The sequence below is a fragment of the Mesorhizobium sp. M0768 genome, assembly GCF_040320195.1.
Taxonomy (GTDB): Bacteria; Pseudomonadota; Alphaproteobacteria; order Rhizobiales; family Rhizobiaceae; genus Mesorhizobium.
Genome location: NZ_JAMYPD010000032.1, coordinates 1 through 16,508 on the forward strand (window position 1 = coordinate 1; position 16,508 = coordinate 16,508).

At 59.2% G+C, this 16,508-nt stretch carries 18 protein-coding genes and 6 pseudogenes; 6 read left to right on the forward strand and 18 right to left on the reverse strand.

Annotated elements, in window-relative coordinates; all coding sequences use genetic code 11:
• Positions 1–830: 830 nt before the first annotated feature.
• Entirely contained in the window at positions 831–1,109 is a 279-nt protein-coding gene (locus NKI08_RS28035) for a hypothetical protein (protein WP_352451797.1), read from the reverse strand.
• Between the two features lie 323 nt (positions 1,110–1,432).
• Positions 1,433–2,692 carry a tyrosine--tRNA ligase gene (tyrS, locus tag NKI08_RS28040; RefSeq protein ID WP_352774150.1) on the reverse strand — a complete coding sequence of 420 codons (1,260 nt, stop codon included), beginning with the start codon at positions 2,690–2,692 and terminating at the stop codon, positions 1,433–1,435.
• 470 nt (positions 2,693–3,162) lie between these two features.
• On the opposite strand from tyrS, the pseudogene NKI08_RS28045 reads away from it, so the two are divergent.
• A pseudogene (locus tag NKI08_RS28045) lies at positions 3,163–3,337 on the forward strand (IS6 family transposase); the annotation flags it as partial.
• Between the two features lie 84 nt (positions 3,338–3,421).
• Positions 3,422–5,341: a potassium transporter Kup gene (locus NKI08_RS28050; RefSeq protein WP_352509852.1), complete on the forward strand. Its 1,920-nt coding sequence runs from the start codon at positions 3,422–3,424 to the stop codon at positions 5,339–5,341.
• Between the two features lie 199 nt (positions 5,342–5,540).
• On the opposite strand, the gene NKI08_RS28055 is transcribed toward NKI08_RS28050, so the two are convergent.
• Positions 5,541–5,918 (reverse strand): flagellar export protein FliJ, encoded by a 378-nt coding sequence (locus NKI08_RS28055; protein ID WP_352451800.1) that lies wholly within the window; start codon positions 5,916–5,918, stop codon positions 5,541–5,543.
• Positions 5,919–6,215: 297 nt separating this feature from the next.
• On the opposite strand from NKI08_RS28055, the pseudogene NKI08_RS28060 reads away from it, so the two are divergent.
• Positions 6,216–6,392, forward strand: a pseudogene (locus NKI08_RS28060) (IS6 family transposase); the annotation flags it as partial.
• A 66-nt stretch (positions 6,393–6,458) separates the two neighbouring features.
• Here NKI08_RS28060 and istB read toward each other — a convergent pair.
• Positions 6,459–7,331 carry an IS21-like element helper ATPase IstB gene (istB, locus tag NKI08_RS28065; RefSeq protein ID WP_352774152.1) on the reverse strand — a complete coding sequence of 291 codons (873 nt, stop codon included), beginning with the start codon at positions 7,329–7,331 and terminating at the stop codon, positions 6,459–6,461.
• A complete protein-coding gene (gene istA / locus NKI08_RS28070) occupies positions 7,328–8,590 on the reverse strand; it encodes an IS21 family transposase (RefSeq protein WP_352773192.1) in 1,263 nt (420 codons plus the stop codon). The genes istB and istA overlap by 4 nt, the downstream gene beginning before the upstream one ends.
• 150 nt (positions 8,591–8,740) lie before the next feature.
• Between istA and NKI08_RS28075 the strand changes: the two are divergent.
• Together NKI08_RS28075 and NKI08_RS28080 are read left to right on the forward strand one after the other, a co-directional pair.
• A pseudogene (locus NKI08_RS28075) lies at positions 8,741–9,185 on the forward strand (IS6 family transposase); the annotation flags it as partial.
• 3 nt (positions 9,186–9,188) lie between these two features.
• Positions 9,189–9,584 (forward strand): annotated as a pseudogene (locus NKI08_RS28080) (transposase); the annotation flags it as partial.
• 450 nt (positions 9,585–10,034) lie between these two features.
• On the opposite strand, the gene NKI08_RS28085 reads toward NKI08_RS28080, so the two are convergent.
• The 6 genes from NKI08_RS28085 to NKI08_RS28115 form a co-directional block, all read right to left on the reverse strand.
• Positions 10,035–10,289: a DUF982 domain-containing protein gene (locus NKI08_RS28085; protein WP_352774154.1), complete on the reverse strand. Its 255-nt coding sequence runs from the start codon at positions 10,287–10,289 to the stop codon at positions 10,035–10,037.
• 437 nt (positions 10,290–10,726) lie between these two features.
• On the reverse strand, positions 10,727–10,879 hold the full coding sequence (locus NKI08_RS28095) for a hypothetical protein (protein ID WP_352610245.1): 153 nt from the start codon (positions 10,877–10,879) through the stop codon (positions 10,727–10,729).
• Positions 10,880–10,926: 47 nt separating this feature from the next.
• Positions 10,927–11,298, reverse strand: coding sequence for a DUF982 domain-containing protein (locus tag NKI08_RS28100; RefSeq protein ID WP_352774156.1), 372 nt, complete (start codon positions 11,296–11,298; stop codon positions 10,927–10,929).
• Positions 11,295–11,528, reverse strand: a complete 234-nt coding sequence (locus NKI08_RS28105; protein ID WP_352610252.1) for a hypothetical protein — start codon at positions 11,526–11,528, stop codon at positions 11,295–11,297. The genes NKI08_RS28100 and NKI08_RS28105 overlap by 4 nt, the downstream gene beginning before the upstream one ends.
• Positions 11,529–11,598: 70 nt before the next feature.
• On the reverse strand, positions 11,599–11,859 hold the full coding sequence (locus NKI08_RS28110; RefSeq protein WP_352774158.1) for a hypothetical protein: 261 nt from the start codon (positions 11,857–11,859) through the stop codon (positions 11,599–11,601).
• Between the two features lie 285 nt (positions 11,860–12,144).
• Positions 12,145–12,321: a hypothetical protein gene (locus NKI08_RS28115; protein ID WP_352610258.1), complete on the reverse strand. Its 177-nt coding sequence runs from the start codon at positions 12,319–12,321 to the stop codon at positions 12,145–12,147.
• A gap of 779 nt (positions 12,322–13,100) precedes the next feature.
• On the opposite strand from NKI08_RS28115, the gene NKI08_RS28120 reads away from it, so the two are divergent.
• Complete coding sequence (locus NKI08_RS28120; protein WP_352774160.1) at positions 13,101–13,262, forward strand: hypothetical protein; 162 nt, start codon at positions 13,101–13,103, stop codon at positions 13,260–13,262.
• Positions 13,263–13,592: 330 nt separating this feature from the next.
• Here NKI08_RS28120 and NKI08_RS28125 read toward each other — a convergent pair whose 3' ends face one another.
• The 7 genes and pseudogenes from NKI08_RS28125 to NKI08_RS28155 form a co-directional block, all read right to left on the reverse strand.
• Entirely contained in the window at positions 13,593–13,823 is a 231-nt protein-coding gene (locus tag NKI08_RS28125; RefSeq protein WP_352774230.1) for a hypothetical protein, read from the reverse strand.
• 122 nt (positions 13,824–13,945) lie between these two features.
• A pseudogene (locus tag NKI08_RS28130) lies at positions 13,946–14,104 on the reverse strand (DUF982 domain-containing protein); the annotation flags it as partial.
• 7 nt (positions 14,105–14,111) lie between these two features.
• Positions 14,112–14,354, reverse strand: a complete 243-nt coding sequence (locus tag NKI08_RS28135; protein WP_352774162.1) for a DUF982 domain-containing protein — start codon at positions 14,352–14,354, stop codon at positions 14,112–14,114.
• 92 nt (positions 14,355–14,446) lie between these two features.
• Positions 14,447–14,839 carry a DUF982 domain-containing protein gene (locus NKI08_RS28140; protein ID WP_352774164.1) on the reverse strand — a complete coding sequence of 131 codons (393 nt, stop codon included), beginning with the start codon at positions 14,837–14,839 and terminating at the stop codon, positions 14,447–14,449.
• A gap of 189 nt (positions 14,840–15,028) precedes the next feature.
• Positions 15,029–15,256 (reverse strand): hypothetical protein, encoded by a 228-nt coding sequence (locus NKI08_RS28145; RefSeq protein WP_352774165.1) that lies wholly within the window; start codon positions 15,254–15,256, stop codon positions 15,029–15,031.
• A 154-nt stretch (positions 15,257–15,410) separates the two neighbouring features.
• A complete protein-coding gene (locus tag NKI08_RS28150; RefSeq protein ID WP_352774167.1) occupies positions 15,411–15,605 on the reverse strand; it encodes a hypothetical protein in 195 nt (64 codons plus the stop codon).
• A 421-nt stretch (positions 15,606–16,026) separates the two neighbouring features.
• Positions 16,027–16,458: pseudogene (locus tag NKI08_RS28155) on the reverse strand (ATP-binding cassette domain-containing protein); the annotation flags it as partial.
• Positions 16,459–16,508 lie beyond the last annotated feature (50 nt).

The window sequence follows — 16,508 nt, forward strand, 5'->3', positions numbered from 1 at the left end:
CCCCGACCAGCTCCGCCGATCACCCGTTGCTCAACCCGCGCCATACGGCGTAAAACCCGCCGAGGCTCTAACTGCAGCCGGATGAAAATTCAGTGGCAGGTCAGGGAAGTCAGGCTGTTTGGCTGTCGCATCCACGAAAGGTCGCGCCACAGAAACTTGATTGCCAGTCAAATTTTGTTTTCTCGACGCTTCACGAATTAGCATTGGATGCTTCGCTGTTGGGCGTGAAGGAAGATAGGCTGGGGATGGCGCGGCCCGAGCGAACCCACAAAGCCTTCACACGATGCAGATAAGGCACGGGACCTCGTCGAAAGTGTCGACAGGCTGGCTGGCGTTGCTCATGACTGAGCGGAAATAGAGCACGGCAAGACGGTGGAGACCATCGCGCTCGACAGCAAGAACAATTCTCCAGAGGCGATCATCATTATCGATCCGGCGGTCGGGAGGCCTGGTCGGCTTAGCGGGGCTACGACGATGCGACATCCAACAGATATGCGGCATGACTCGGTCAAGGTCGGTGCTGGAATTGCCGCCCGAAAATGGAGTCTTGGCCCAGGAATCGAGCCGCCATCGCGGACGTTGCACCGAAGCAGAGCCGGCACTGTCTCAAGTCCGGATGGCGAAGTGCGCAGCCGATGAAAGCTGCGGCAGTTGGGGACGCGTACAAGCCGTATATGATGACGACATTCGGGGCGCCACGGAGGCGTTCCGCGTTCCTATCGCTCGAACCATGGCCATCGACGAATACGACAGGCCATCAGGTCCGCCGCGCCTTAGCGATAGATGAGTCGCAGCTTCGCCGTGCATAGCGTGATCGCGGAAGTTTGCATTTACGCGCTCCCGTCCGTTTCATTCTCCTCATCGATTTCGCGCACGGGCAGATAGGCGTTCGTTTCCAACCATTCCCGCAGCACGATCTGAATGAGGTCCGCCCGGCCGATTTCCATTTCGGCAGCAATGGCGTTGAGAGCGTCCTCGGTGGCCGGTTCCAGCGGCACGCCGGCGACGTTTCTGAGCATCAATGCCGCGCGCCGCAAGATGATCTGCAGATCCGCGCGCGAAACGTGTGTCGCTTGGCAGTTAATTAGTAAGCGCGAATTTCCCCGCACCTTTTACTGTTGAGTGCTCTGATGCATGAGGCGTCACCAAAATAGGTGGACACCTTGTGTGCGGTCGCCGTCAATGCCGATCACATCAAAGGAAACGGCCCGCCCATTGCCGCATGGAAGCGTGACAATGCTGCTCGACCTCCTACATGTTAATGCATCACGTAATATAGTAGCCAATCACCCACCCGGCCAGTTTGCTGCCTTTGCCCGGCCTTAACTACCCCCTGGGGAATGTCTCTCGACATTCCTCAGGGAACTCGACGCGAATGTCTGCAATATCCGCTAAGCGGGCAGAATTTCTGCGACAGCATCTTGCTGAAACCCTACTTTACAACAGTGTGGCGCTTCCGGCCGAGCGAAAGCCGGATCGGGAGGTCTTGGGACGATATCATTGTATCAACCTCGACGACGTTGCCGTTGATCCGCACACCTCGTCCCGAGATCGCCCTTCGCGCTTCCCCTTTGGAGGAGGTCAATCCGGCGCGTACCAGCAAATCCACAAGGGCTACTCCGGCCAAGCCCTCGGCGTCATTTAGATGAAGCGTCGGTAGCCCCTCTGCGGCTTCGCCCTGCCCAAATGCTTGGCTAGCCGTGGCCTCCGCCTGTTTGGCGGCGTTAGTTCCATGTGCCAGGGCCGTAGCTTCGTTGGCGAGACGTTCTTTGACGGCGTTTAGCTCGGTTCCTTCAGCCTGTCCAAATCGCTCGATCTCGTCCATCGGCAGATCGGTGAAAAGCTTCAGGAACCGAACGACATCAGCGTCTTCCGTGTTACGCCAGAATTGCCAGTAATCGTATGGCGAAAGGCGATCTTCGTTGAGCCACACAGCTCCGGCAGCCGTCTTACCCATCTTGACACCTGAAGGAGTCGTCAGAAGCGGCGTAGTCACTCCGAAGACTTCCTTTCCATCCGTCCGCCGTATCAAGTCGATGCCATTGATGATGTTCCCCCACTGGTCGGCTCCACCCATCTGCAGACGGCAACCGGTCCGGCGGGATAGCTCAAGGAAGTCGAACGCTTGGAGGATCATGTAGTTGAATTCTAAGAAGCTCAGGTTCTCCTGCTTTTCCAGCCGCGACTTCACACTGTCGAAAGAGAGCATCCGATTGACGGAGAAATGCCTGCCGACGTCTCTCAGCATGTCGATCCAACGAATGCTGTCCAGCCAGTCGGCATTGTTCACCATCACGGCATCCGTCGAGCCGTCTCCGAAGACAAGGAGACGGTCAAAGACCTTTCTGATCCCTTCAATGTTGGCGGCGATCCGCTCGTCCGTCAGCATCGGCCGCGCCTCCGAACGGAAGCTGGGATCGCCGATGCGGGTGGTCCCACCCCCAATGAGAACGATGGGTTTATGGCCAGTCTGCTGAAGATGACGAAGCGCCATGATCAGAAGAAGATGGCCGACATGAAGACTGTCAGCCGTCGCATCGAAACCAGCGTAAGCGGGTACGATGCCTGCTTCAAAGGCGGCATCGACACCCGGCAGGTCGGTCCCTTGATTTACATAGCCGCGCTCAATGAGCGTCTTCAAAGCCGCCGAACATGGTTCGGAATGATCGGTTGGTAAATCGGGAAGTGCCATATAGGGAATCCTCCTGGTATTGCCGCCAGGGGGTCCTCTCATGAACAAAGCCGCCTGACGGCGGCTTGTTTCAAGGCATGATCGAAACGCGCCGCTCCTTATGGAAGCGTCGCATAATAGATTGCAGCGATGAGCGCGGACTTGATCATGTGCCGATGCATAAAGGACTTTATCCGCACCTGCAAGCAATCTGAAATGGCTACTTCGGGGAGCTGCCGAGCCTCTGTCGCGACGATTTGCAACTGACTTTTGCACCGTCGCAGAGCTCAACTTTTGCGACAGCATTTCCTGCTTCCCGCTTTCCTTCTGATGTCGAGCCCAGACGCGTTTCACCTGCGCTTCGCTGCAGCAGCCGGTCAGCTTTGCCGTCCTGCCGATACTGTTGCCGCCAGACCGGAAGACAATAATGCGTTCGTGTGTCACCAGTCAGCTTGGTCCGGCATATTTCCCGGTTCCGTCGCAAACTCCAGCTGAGGTCGGGCAGGTTGAGCGTCACGCGCCATCGTTTCCTGCCGCAGATCATCGCCCATGCGGTCTGGCTCTCCTTCAGGTTCCCCTTGAGCCTGTGTTTGGTCGAGGAAATGGCGCTGGAGGGGGATCGTGGTTTCGTATGAGACAATCCGCCGGTGGGGCAACAAATGCGGTCCGCATACGGAGCCATTACGTGACGGCACTTGATATTGCAGTGCAGCAAGCGTAGAGCACCGCGCGCTTATCGGAGTGTCGTCCATGGCCCTTACCAATGCTGGTAACGAGGCAGAACCCGTCGAACAATCGAGCCATTCTGAGGTCGAGCAGCACAGCACCAAGGTGCTGATGCTGGGCGCACTCGGCGTGGTTTACGGCGATATCGGCACCAGCCCGATCTATGCTTTCCGCGAGGCATTGGTGGCATCGTCGGGGGGCGAAGTCGCCAACCGTGGCGACATCCTCGGCGTGCTGTCGCTGATCATCTGGTCGCTGACCATCATCGTCACCATCAAATATATCATGTTCGTGCTCAGGGCCGACAATCGCGGCGAGGGCGGTGTGCTGTCGCTGATGGCGCTGGCGCGCAACAGTTTCCCGACCCGCTCGGCGGTGATCCTCGGCATCGGCATCGTCGGTGCCTCGCTTTTTTTTGGTGACGCAGTCATCACGCCGGCGATCTCGGTGCTGTCGGCGGTCGAAGGCATGAACGTCGTCACGCCGACCTTCCAGCCTTATGTGGTGCCGCTGACGCTGGTCATCCTGGCGATTCTGTTTTCGGCACAGCGGTTTGGAACCGGCGGCGTCGCCCTGATCTTCGGCCCGATCACGGCAGTCTGGTTCCTGGCCATCGGCCTTTCCGGTCTCAACCACATCATCGCCGATCCGGAAATCCTGCTGGCAGTCAGCCCGCATTATATCGTCGCCTTCCTGATCAATTCACCCGACGTCGCCTTCGTGACGATCGGCGCCATCTTCCTCGCCGTCACCGGCGCCGAAGCGCTCTACGCCGACCTCGGCCATTTCGGCCGCAAGCCCATCGTGCTCGCCTGGCTGGCAATCGTGTTCCCTTGCCTGCTGCTGAACTATGCCGGGCAGGGCGCATTCGTGCTGGCGAAAAACGGCGTGGTCGGTCATCCCTTCTTCGAGATGAACGAAGGCTGGACGCTTATTCCGATGGTCGTTCTCGCCACCGCTGCGACCGTCATCGCCAGCCAGGCGGTGATCTCCGGCGCTTTCTCGCTGACCAGGCAAGCGGTGCAGCTCAACATGCTGCCGCGCCTGGAAATCCTGCATACGTCGGAAAGACAGTCCGGCCAGATCTACATGCCGCGCGTCAACATGCTGCTGGCGCTGGTGGTGATGCTGCTGGTGGTCGGCTTTGGCGAATCCAGCAAGCTTGCCTCAGCCTACGGCATTTCGGTGACCGGCAACATGCTGGTGACGACGGTGCTGCTGTACGTGATCATGAGCCGCATCTGGAAATGGCAGCTCTGGCTGGCCATCTCCCTGACAGTGGTATTCGCGTTCATCGACATTGGTTTCTTTGCCTCGAACATCGTCAAAGTGTTCGAAGGTGGCTGGGCTTCGCTGGCGGTAGCCTTCACCATCGTGCTGGCGATGTGGACATGGATACGCGGCACCCGCTATTTGTTCGACAAGACGCGCCGGAACGAGATCCCGCTGGATTTCCTTGCCGGCAATCTGCTGAAGAAGAAGCCGCATCTGGTGTCGGGCACCGCGGTGTTCCTGACCAGCGATCCGCTGAGCGCGCCGACCGCGCTGATGCACAGCCTCAAGCACTACAAGGTGCTGCACGAGCAGAACGTCATCCTTTCGGTGGTGACGGCGCCGCAGCCTGTCGTGCCCGACAGCGAGCGCGTCAAGATGGAGACCGTCAACGAGCTGTTCATGCGGGTGACGCTGACCTTCGGCTATATGGAGCAGCCCAACATCCCGCGTGCGCTGGCGATCTGCCGCAAACAGGGCTGGAAGTTCGACATCATGACGACGTCCTTCTTCCTGTCGCGGCGCTCACTCAAGGCGTCGCCCAATTCCGGCATGCCGGTCTGGCAGGACAAGCTGTTCATCGGGCTGGCGCGCACGGCGGCCGATGCGACCGAGTATTTCCAGATCCCGACCGGACGCGTCGTCGAGATCGGAACGCAAGTGACGATTTAAGGCATGCCGCGGTTGAGAAGAATCGGTGCTGTCACATTGATTGAGCGGTAAGGAAATTGAGTAGCAGCGCGCCCGGCACTGTAAAGTTTCAGCGGCTTGATGCAGCGATAGCTGGCCGGGACGGCTGTCACGCTGCGGCGACACACGCGCCAACGGCCAGTCGGGTGTCGCGAATTGAGGCGCGCTGAAGCCGTCCGGCTCAGCCGATCATGGCGCTTCGGTTGCCGGGTTCGAGGTCGTGGCCTCTGCCGCTGCGCGATTCTAGCATTTGCGCCTTGGAGAGCTCTGCTTCAGCCTCGGCGAGGCATGGCTCGGCTGTGGTTCTCTGCCGCAGAAGGTCCGATTGCGAATTCTTGAGGTTGTCACGACGTAGGCGGGCGGCCTTGGCGAACGTCGGATAAGCGAAATGATTGATATCGGAGATGCCGGCCTTCGTTTCCTCGGCGTTTATCTGGAAGTCCAGTTCTCGCGCCATGCGTTCGAAATCGGCAATCATCATGTCTAGCTGCTGCAACTGTCGCCGCTTCTCATTCACCTGAAATTGCTTCAGTCGGACCAGATTACCTCGTGGCTTCATGACTCGGTACTCCGGTACACATTTCGTCCAATCAAACCGCTCTCTCCCAGCCCCTTAACGTTAGGCCTACAGCGACTCTCACGGTTTCTGCTGCGAGAGGAAACATATTTTCCAAATCCTTGGCCGATGGCTATGAGTTCAATGGCATCGACAAGCATGCGAGCGAGGGACTTAAGGGGCGGTAAAAAAAGGCGGAATAGGGCGATTTCACATTGTCTGCATATGAACGCGTTGAGACCTGCGGCGGGCTTGTCACACAAACCAATCGTCAAGATTTGCGACATAGACGCCGGGGGCATGAATACGCCCGCCGTCAGCTACACGCCCCCCCGATTTCCGCCCCTATTTATCGCCCACGCGGTCTGGCTTTATTTCCGGTTTCCGCTGAGCCTGCGCCTGGTTGAGGAAATGCTGCTGGAACGCGGCATCGTGGTTTCGTATGAGACAATTCGCCGGTGGGGCATCAAGTTCGGGCCGAACTGTCAATGCCGCTCGAATTTTCCCCAAAAGTGCCGAAGTAAAATTCCCCAGTTTCGCCGCTCAGACTGTCGCGGAGGGGTGTCCATTTTTCGGTGGCCGGCCGCGCGGCCGCGATGGTGGATTTAATGTCGGCGGCGTGATGGAGGCTTTTGATCGCAAGTGTTCGGGCATGAGCTCGGCGTGCTGGCGGAGCCGATAACTCGATCCTTCGATCTGGACGACGACCGCATGGTGAAGCAGGCGATCGAGAAGTGCGGTTGCGACGACAGGGTCGCCGAAGACCTCGCCCCATTCGGCGAAGCCGCGATTTGAGGTGAGAATCATTGCGCCCTTCTCGTAGCGGGCGTTGACGAGTTGGAAGAACAGATTGCCGCCACCGTGGACGACGGGCAAGTAGCCGATCTCATCGACAACGAGCAGAGCAGGCCGGCAGAAGAAGCGGATGCGTTCCTGCAGGCGGCCTTCGCGTTCGGCCCTTGCCAGCGCGGCGATGAGTTCGGCGAGCGTGCAGAAATAGACGCTCTTTCCAGCCTTCACAGCCTCGACGGCAAGCGCAATGGCCAGATGGCTCTTGCCTGTGCCGGGCGGGCCGAGGAAGTGGACGACCTCGCAGCGGGCGACGAAGCCGAGTTGGGCCAGCGTGAAGATTCGATCGCGGTCGAGCGAGGGCTGGAAAGAGAAGTCGAAGCCGGCGAGCGTCTTGATCGTGGCCAGGCGCCCCATGCGCAGTGCCGTCTTGATCCGGCTGTTCTCGCGCAGGGTCAACTCTTCCGAGAGGAGGATGTCCATGGCTTCGAGGGCGGCGATCTCGCCTTTCTCGAGCCGGCGCACGACATGATCGAGCGCTTCGAGCGCCCGCGGCATCTTCAGGCCGACGAGGTCGTGGCGGATCCGGTCGATGGTGGATGGCGTGGTGTCGAGCGCGTTCGTCATGGACGTTGCTCCTTCGCCATCACCCGGGCGACGGCGTCGTAGAAGGCCAACGGGCGCTGAGCGACCCTGTCGCCCGAGCCATGAAGAATGACCTCGTCGTTCCTCAGTCTTTGTCGGCGCTTGTGGACGTGGATGTTGCGATGACCCGGCTCGACATGACGCTGGTGCCGGCCTTCGAGAATAGGATGGGTGGCAATCAGTGCGCCGTCCTCGAAGATGCGCAACTCTTCGGCCAGCGTGTGTACCTCGACGACACGGCGCCTGGTGGCGTCGGGCACGCTGTAGAAATTGCCGCCGACGCTGACCATGCCCTCCCGGCTGATACGTCGCTCGAGCTTTAGGACCGATCGGAACGGAGCCAAAGGCAGCGGCCGCAGCGCTGCGCGCTCCTCGGCGAAAGCTTCGTTGACCACACGCCTTGTGGTGGCGTGAACCCTCGGGTTTGCGACCGTGTCCAGCCAGTGACGCAACTGGGCGTTCAGGTCTTCGAGATTGCGAAAGGACCGGGCCAGGAAGAAGTCCTCGCGAATGTAGCGGAACGGCCGCTCGACCTTGCCTTTGGTTTTGGCGCGGTAAGGCCGACACGCCTTGGGATGGAAACCATAGTGGCGGGCAAGATCGACGAGGGCACGGTTGTAGACGATGCCGCCGGTATCGCCTTCGCCGATCACAGCCGTCTTCATACGGTCGTAAAGCACTTCGCGAGGAGCGCCGCCCAGCGCCTCGAAAGCCCCGGCATGGCAGCGCAAGACAGTCGGCAGATCCTGGTGGACGACGAAGCGTGCCCAGATAAGGCGACTGAAGCCAAGCACCATGGAGAATAGCCAGACGATTCTCGGCGTGGTCGGCTCATCGGCAAAGACGACATTGAACTGGGCGAAGTCGACCTGCGCCTGCTCGCCGGGCGGGGTCTCGAAGCGAACCTCGTATCCACGCTCCGCCGCGGCAGGACGGACGTCGCGCAGGAAGTCGGTAACGGCCGTGTAGCCGCCGCCATAGCCGAGGTCCTTCAGTTCGCGGAAAAGCCGGCTGCCGGTGAGCCCAGGATATCGCGTGACACGTTCGCGAAGATAGGCCGTGAAGGGATCGATTACCGCCTGACGCGGCTTGCGTGGTCCGTAGGCCGGAGCCTCGAGCCCGCGCGCTATGTATTTGCGCACCGTCTTGCGGTCGATCCCGCTCTCCCTGGCGATCGCCGACACCGACAGGCCCTGCCGATGCAAATCCAGTATCATCATCATCTCCCCGATCTTGATCACCGAAATCCCTCTCCCGACCATCAGGAGAAGCATCAACGATCATGCGCCGCCGGTCTCCCCGAGCGCGCTCCGGAAGACCGGCGACAGCGCTAAACTGGGGAAGATTCAAACGGCACTTCTGGGGAGTATTGAGCCGGCATCGACACGAACTACGCTCGCTGCTTGCGCCGCAAGCCGCCGTGCCGGAATGATGTCTGGTACCTGAACGAAGTGGTCGTCACCATCGCCGGCAAAAAGCTTTGGTTGTGGGGCGCCGTCGACCAGGATGGATATGTGCTGGACGAAATCGTGCAAAACCGCCGCAACACCAAAGCCGCCAAGCGCTTGCTGACGCGGCTGTTGAAGAAGCAGGGGCTCGCGCCGAAGCGCATGATCACCGACAAGCTGCGCTCGTATGGAGCGGCAAAGCGACAGGTGATGCCGGACGTCGAGCACCGGTCGCACAAGGGGTTGAACAACAGAGCGGAGAATTCCCATGTGCCGCCGCGAAAACGGGAGCGGATGATGGAGGGGGTCCGATCGCCGGGAGGCCTGCAACGCTTCGTCTCGACCTTGTCAGCCCTCCGCAACCTCTTCGTCCCGCCCCGCCCCAAACGTTCTTGTCGAGCCGCTTCTGGCGATCGTGGCAACGATGTTGCGCGAGTTCGGGCGACTGACAGAGCAGGTCTTCAATATCGCCCGCAAGGAGCAAGTCTGCCGGCGCCTCATGTCCGTGCCCGGTGTGGGACCCATCACCGCGCTCGCCTTTCGTGCCACGGTCGATCAGCCGGACCGCTTTCGCCGATCGAGGGATGTCGGCGCGCATCTGGGTCTGACCCCGGCACGCTACCAATCTGGCGAGACGGACTTTCAGGGCAAGGTGAGCCGATGCGGTGACGAGCTCGCCCGCACGGCCCTCTATGAGGCGGCTCATTCACTGCTTGTGCTCAGCAAGAAATGGTCGAGCCTCAGAGCGTGGGGTATGAACGTCGCCAAGCGGCGCGGTATCACGCGGCTTCCTACTCCAGAACGAGCATGCCCCTCCTCCTTGGCGGCCTCGTCAAAGGCCTACGGACATCCTCGGGTGACACTTGGTCCTCAAAGGCGTCGATGCAGGACAGCACCGCCAGCTTCCACTTAGGTCCCTTCTTGGTCCACTTCATGAGTTCCTCGGCGGCACCCTCGACGTGGCTAACCCGTATCGGATGCCAGGTCTGTCGCTCCTGACATAGACTGGAGGGTTGAACCAATGGAGAGCCATACAGGGAAATTGGAGCGGAACCAGACTGCCGACCAACCCAGGTTGTAAGGAACAACGCAGGCCCTCGCGGGTTTAGAGGTTTAGAGGTGGCCGCGGGTTCTTCTTGGATGTGCAGCCGCTGTGGGGGTCCGTCGCCTTTCTCACGGGCGGCGGGCTCCTTTCGCGAAGGCGGTGTTGGTCAGAGAACCTTTACCGCAGTTCAAGTTAGCTGGTTGTCATTGGGGGAAGTAATGTCCCCTCCTCTTTTGCAGCAGCCAGGAATGCCTTACGAGCCTCCTCAGGTTCCATCTCGTCGAATATCACGGTCATGCAAACGCGCACCGCGAGGTCCCAGCGAGGGCCACGCCTGGTCCACTTCATCAGCTCCTCGCCGGCTGTCTCGGCGTTCTCGACGTTGCGGATTTCCCCTGGACGCTCGGTCTTGACGGGGACCGGAGGGTTGAACCAATGGCGAGCCATGAGAACTCCTAATCAGGAAAGATCATGCCCTCCTCCTTGGCAGCCTCCTCGAACGTGTCACGGGCCTGTTGGGGGTTGGGGGGACACCTTGCCGCTCATGGCATCCACGCAGGCGCGCTCCGCCTCTAGCCACTTAGGGCCACGCTTGGTCCATAAGACGAGTTCCTCGGCCGCAGCCTCAACGTGGTGGACCCCGTAGCGGAAGCCGTCATGCTCCGTCTTGACGTACACCGGAGGTGAGAACCAAAGGATTGCCATAGGCGGAATCTAGAGAAGGACTTCTCTGCGGCCAGCTCCGGTCGGGAGTATTGGTTCTGACGTAGACTGGGCGGGGGCAACCAGTGGAGAGCCATGCGGCTATTCCCGAAGATCGAACGCGACGAACAGGCCAAAGGCTGGGGCAACATCAACAACAAGAGCGACCAGCTCGCAGTCACTTACCACCAGATGTGGCCGTCACGGCGCACCGCCGCGATAGTGTCTTTGACGGAGATGATGATAATTTGGCCGCGCCGGGCTTGTAAAATCAGCTGTTCAACAAGCTCATGGGCCGTCACTTTGCGGGGTCGGCAGTTCGTCAGAACGTTCATCCGAAGGCCTCCCACCTCAGCGAGAACCCAAGCGGCTACCTTATGGGTCACTTCTCCAAGAAATCAATGTTCGAATCGTACTGAATAAGCCACGGAATCTTTGGGAGAAATCTTCCCCTCGTCCTATGCGGGGAAAGATACATCTTGGCTTCTGCGGCAGCCTCAAAGGCCCTTCGTACCACCTGAGGGTCAATCGGATCGCCCTCCAGGTCTGACAGACAGAGGGTCACCGCCTTGTGCCAGCGAGGTCCTCTGCGGGTCCACCTCTTGAGCTGCTCAAGGGCTGCTCTCGCATTGTCGCAGCCATGCCTGTCGCCGGTTTCAGTCTTCACGAACACCAGAGGGACGAACCAATGGGTTGCCATGGGGGTAAGTAGGGCGGCACGAACCCGCCGACCATCCGAATCATGGTCGGTCATGCTCGGTCCCTGCTCGGCAGGGAGCGGGCAACAAACCGAAGGTGTTCATAGAGAACGGCCTCGTCGAACTCGCCGTCCGAGAAGAGTGCCATTGCGCTCACGCTCAGGCGCTCCGCCTGCTCGCTTCCTACCGGAATGCCTTGCTCGACGCATACACGATCAAAGACCTGCTTCAACAGAATCAGATCGCCAGGATAGGCAGTACCACTAGTTGAGCTGCTGCTGGTCATAGGCTGTCACCATTGGGGCGGACGCGGGGTGGGCTCCCCTGCCAGATCCGAATGCCCGAGCCCCTAACCTTCAAGTCGCGCGACTCAGAGCAGTTGAAACTACAGCCGCCTGTGTTGCCGGCAGTTCGAACAGCATGGGCAGGTGGCGACACTCGGCTTCGTCCACGATCAGCGCCTCAATAGTCGCGATGGAAAGATGGCTTCTGAGGCGCAGCCGGACAACCGCGGCGAGCTTGTGAACGGGCACCGGTACCGCCCCGGCGTGATGATCTAGAAGATTGTTGATCTCGGCAACTACTTTTGGATGGACGGCGTGGGGCAATGGCAGCATGAAAGCGCTTCCTTTCGGAAGTAACTCTAAGCGGATCAGGGCGATGAGTCTTGGCCCGTACGTTTTTAACCAAATGCGCGGACATCATTGGACGTCAGGTCACGCCCATTCTCGCGTTACTGTGTTTGTATGGATGCCGCGCTATTTCTTCGACTTCACCGACACTGGCAAAGTCTTCCTTGACGTTGAGGGTACCGATCCCTCGGTACCTCGAAGCTGCAAAACAAGAGGCGGTGAAAGCCTTGGTCGATATTACCAAGGATAAGCTGCCCGATTGCCATGGGGTCACTGTTTGTCGGCCCGATCAATTTCATCGAGCAAAGACTTATGCTCGTCCGGCAGTTCCTGTTCTACCGGAAGATTTAGCGCTCTGCGAAGGTAGTTGCGGACTGCTTCTGACGTGACCCACCGTCGTACGAGGTCGGCAATAACCTTCTGTTTCCTTCTGTCGACCTCAACCATGCTCGATCCTGCATGCGAACAGGTCCGAACCTTCTGGAGAGAAGATTTGTTCCTGCTAATCACGAAGATGAGCAGGACGGCGCGCCCGCTCTTGCGGAGCCACAATGGGCAAAATTCCTGGAATGCTGGGCGGGAACGTTAGGCGGATTAATGAGGCGCGGGCTGAGAGCTACTCCCGGCCGTCGAAACACACGAACAGGCCAGTGGCGGAAGCTACCTCAAGGATAGCCTCAGTTAGCTCTTCGTCAGATGCCCGCAGATTAGGCGCAGTCACACGGACCCGTTCTATTGCAGCCTTGATCGAGACAATGTCTCCGCGAGCCGCCCGGTTCAGAAGTGCAGCAATAGCCTCATGTAGAGTTGGACTGATAATTTGAACGACATTCATCCGACCATCCCCAAGGGGCACGCCGAAGAGACGACAGTACTCTCTCCCTGACCGACATCAACAGGATGTAAGAACCGTACAAAGCTGGGCCGTAACCGTCAGGAAAGTTTGGTAGAAATTTCTGAGCGGGGGATCGGATAGCTGGCTCGCGCGGCGACCCCCGTGCCCCCTCTTGATCCACGCAATGCGGCGTGTTTGGGCTGCCCCATGTTACACCTTGTGTCACAGGATGGGCCTAACCAAGCGCTTTTGCCCATGTCGCTCCATCAGGGACACGGTAGGGCCATCCTGCAGGGTCACGCTAAATTGCGTTGAGCGGTCTTTAGCTCCGCGCGTACAGGTTGCGAAGGCGGTTTCCGCCATGGGGCATCGAATGGATAGGGGGCATCGAATGGATTTCGATTGGGTCGCGGCGTTCGTCGCAGGATTGTCCGGCATGATGGCGCTGGCTGGTTTCTATCGTTGGAACGTTGGCGACCGTATCGGCACTTGGTCTTGCCTGCTCTTGGCGCTATTCGGCGCGCTTGCGTTGATCCTTCGGCGGCAGCATTAAGGCTCCCTGCCATACCTACCATTATGAGTAGACGACCGGATAACTGGCTCGCGCGAGGATGGTCGGTGCCCCTTCGTCCCAACAAGTCGGCCTGCAGTTACCGCAAGAACAGGCCTCTTCGGCTCAGTGGCATGTGGAGCAGGTTCTTGCGCGACTCGTCGTTACTCGGCCCTATTTCGTGCCCCTCCACGGTCCCCCGGCGTGGTCTCTTCCGCCAGGAGCCGAGCCTTTTGGTTTATCCAAAATGACTTTGAGATTTTGGTCGGCCTTGGCGTAACGCGCGGAGACCTGGCCGTCTGGCTGAATACTGTCAAGCGAAGTGAGGGGGGGTCACTTTCTCAATTCGGCCGACACCCCGCCCGGATAGAAGTGCTGGTCGATGCGCGGTTGAAGCCAATCAAGCTCGGCATGCAGGAAATCCACTTCAAATACGCTGCGGGCGGATCGGCCGGGGATGCGGGTCGTCCAGGCCTTGCATTGGATGCAGGACATGCTGACCCAGAAGAGCGAACGGAACCGTATCCAGGCGACGTTGCGCCGCGTGTAGCACGGCGAGGCCATTCTCGAGTATCTGCGCGCCGGTCTCTCCGCCGTGCCGATCTGGATGCAGGAGTTCCTCCGCCCTCTTTTGCAGCAGCCAGGAATGCCTTACGGGCCTCCTCAGTTTCCATCTCGTCGAATATCACGGCCATGCAAACGCGCACGGCGAGGTCCCAGCAAGGGCCACGCCTGGTCCACTTCATCAGCTCCTCGCCGGCTGTCTCGGCATTATTGACGTGGCGGATTTCCCCTGGACGCTCGGTCTTGACGGGGACCGGAGGGGAGAACCAATGGCGAGACATAGAACTCCTAATCAGGAAAGATCATGCCCTCCTCCTTGGCAGCCTCCTCGAAGGCGTCACGGGCCTGCTTTGGGGACACCTTACGCCGCATGGCATCGGCACAGACGCGCTCTGCCTCTTGCCACTTAGGGCCACGCTTGGTCCACAAGACGAGTTCCTCAGCCGCAGCCTGAACGCTGTGGACCCCGTAGCGGAAGCCATCATGCTCCGTCTTGACGTACACGGGAGGTAAGAACCAAAGGATTGCCATAGGTGGAATCTAGAGAAGGACTTCTCTGCGGCCAGCCTCCGGTCGGGAGCATTTGGTGGAAATGCCTGAGCGGGTGTTGAAGTAATTGACGGTCAACCACCAGCCCTAATCAGCATCCCCTCCTCCAGGGCAGCGGCCAGGAACGCCTTGCGGCACTCCTCAGGCTCCATCTCGTCGGCAATAACAGCCACGCAAACGCGCACCGCGAGGCTCCAATGAGGGCCACGGTTGGCCCACTTCAGGAGTTCCTTGGCTGCTGCCACTGCGTTGTTGACGTGGTACTTCGTATTGGGACTTTCAGTCCTGACGGGGACCGAAGGGGAGAACCAATGGGTTGCCATGGGGTCACTCTTTGCCAACCGATGAAGTTCCTTAAGCAAGTTTTGCTCGTCCGACAGCGTTCGCTCAAATGATAAAGTGAGCAGCTTTCGAAGGTAACTGCGGGCAGCTTCTGACCTCTGCTTTTTTCTCTCGACTTCAACCATGATTGTACCGACCCAAGTTCTGTATATTGTCAGGAACTAATAAAAGATCAACCGACGATTTCGTGTGGAATGGTGGGCCAAGAATGTTTGGTGGAATTTCTGAGCGGGGATGGGATAACCAGCTCGCGCGAAGTTCCCCGTGCCCCTCTCGATCCCAGAGTGGGATTGAACCAATGGGTTGCCATGCGGCTATTCGCGAAGATCGAACCCGACGAACAGGCCAAAGGCTGGGGCAATCTCGACAATGAGCTCGACCAGCGCGCAGTCACTTTCCACCAGATGCGGCCCGGCTCGGCGCACCGCTGCGATGGTCTCTTTGACGGAGATGATTTGGCCGTGACCGGCTTGTAAGATCAGCTCTTCAACAAGCTTATGGGCAGTCACTTTGCTGGGTCGGCAGTTCGTCCAGACGTTCATACTAGGCCTCCCACCTCAGCGAGAACCCACGCGGAACATTCATGATGCTCTGTCGGGAAAAATCAAGAAGAATGTTTGGCGGAATTTCTGAGCGGGAACCAGAGAAACAAGTACGGAGCGAGCCTCTGTACTCTTCCGCTTTGACGCCAGCCGGCTAGGGACCTTCTTCCGTCGGGCCCTGTTTGGCCCGATCAATAGCCGCAAGTAATGACTGTAGGGTTGCCGGCAGTTCTGGTTCGACCTCCAGATTTAAGAACGTTTGTACGTGATGACGATAGCCTTCGGAACGGATCAGCTTCCGAAACGCTTTGGAGACAGACTGATGGTCTTCTTTGTTGCTGGTTGCCATGTTCGGGAAGTCCCTCCCAATGAGCCGCAACTCGCCCGCAACGAATGGGTTCCATCAGGACGTCGGAATATTTAAGTATAAATTTCTGAGCGGGAGATCGGATAGCTGGCTCGCGCGAAGACCCCCCGTGCCACCTTCGTGCCGCAGCATTATCCTCGCTCTTTGAACTGAAGATTCGTGTCGGTCTGGGTCGGTGAACGTTGGAATGCTTCGTCCGATGTTTGCTCACGCTGTGATGCCAATAGGGCAGGCTCTTGCGGGACGGTGCCGCAAGGCCGCGAAAATGAAACGCCGGCCCAGTTCAACCCGCGCGACGTCCCTCAAAGCTGGGGGGATCGATCTTCATCAAGCGGTCTGCGGCCTCCACAGCAGTTCGGAAGGCATCGGCTGCTGCCATCTTCGCCACCTCTTCGACCTCCTATTCGCTCGCCTCCGGCCGACCATAGCGGATATTGTCGCCGACAGAACGATGCAGCAGCGCGACGTCCTGCGCGATAACACCGATGGCGCGCCGAAGGCTTGCCTGGCTGACGGTGCGCATATCCTGCCCGTCGATGAGACCATGCCCTCCCTGATATCGTAGAAGCGCAAGAGCAGGTTTGCGAGCGTGTCTTGCCCGCGCCCGAGAGGCCGACGAGACCGACCTTCTCGCCGGGGCGGACGTCAGCGACAGATCTTCGATGACAGGCTTGCCGGCCTTGTAGGCGAAGTAGACATTTTCGAAACGGATCTCGCCGGTCTCGACCTTGAGATCAGCGGTATCCGCCCGGTCGGCGATGGTGGGCGGGGTTGTCATGACCGGCATGGCGTCCTTGATCGTGCCGATCGCCTGGAAAATCTGCTGGCCCATCTGATGGCCGGCGCTGGTTGTGGTCGCATCAGACCTGGCGTGGGTTGCCGGCC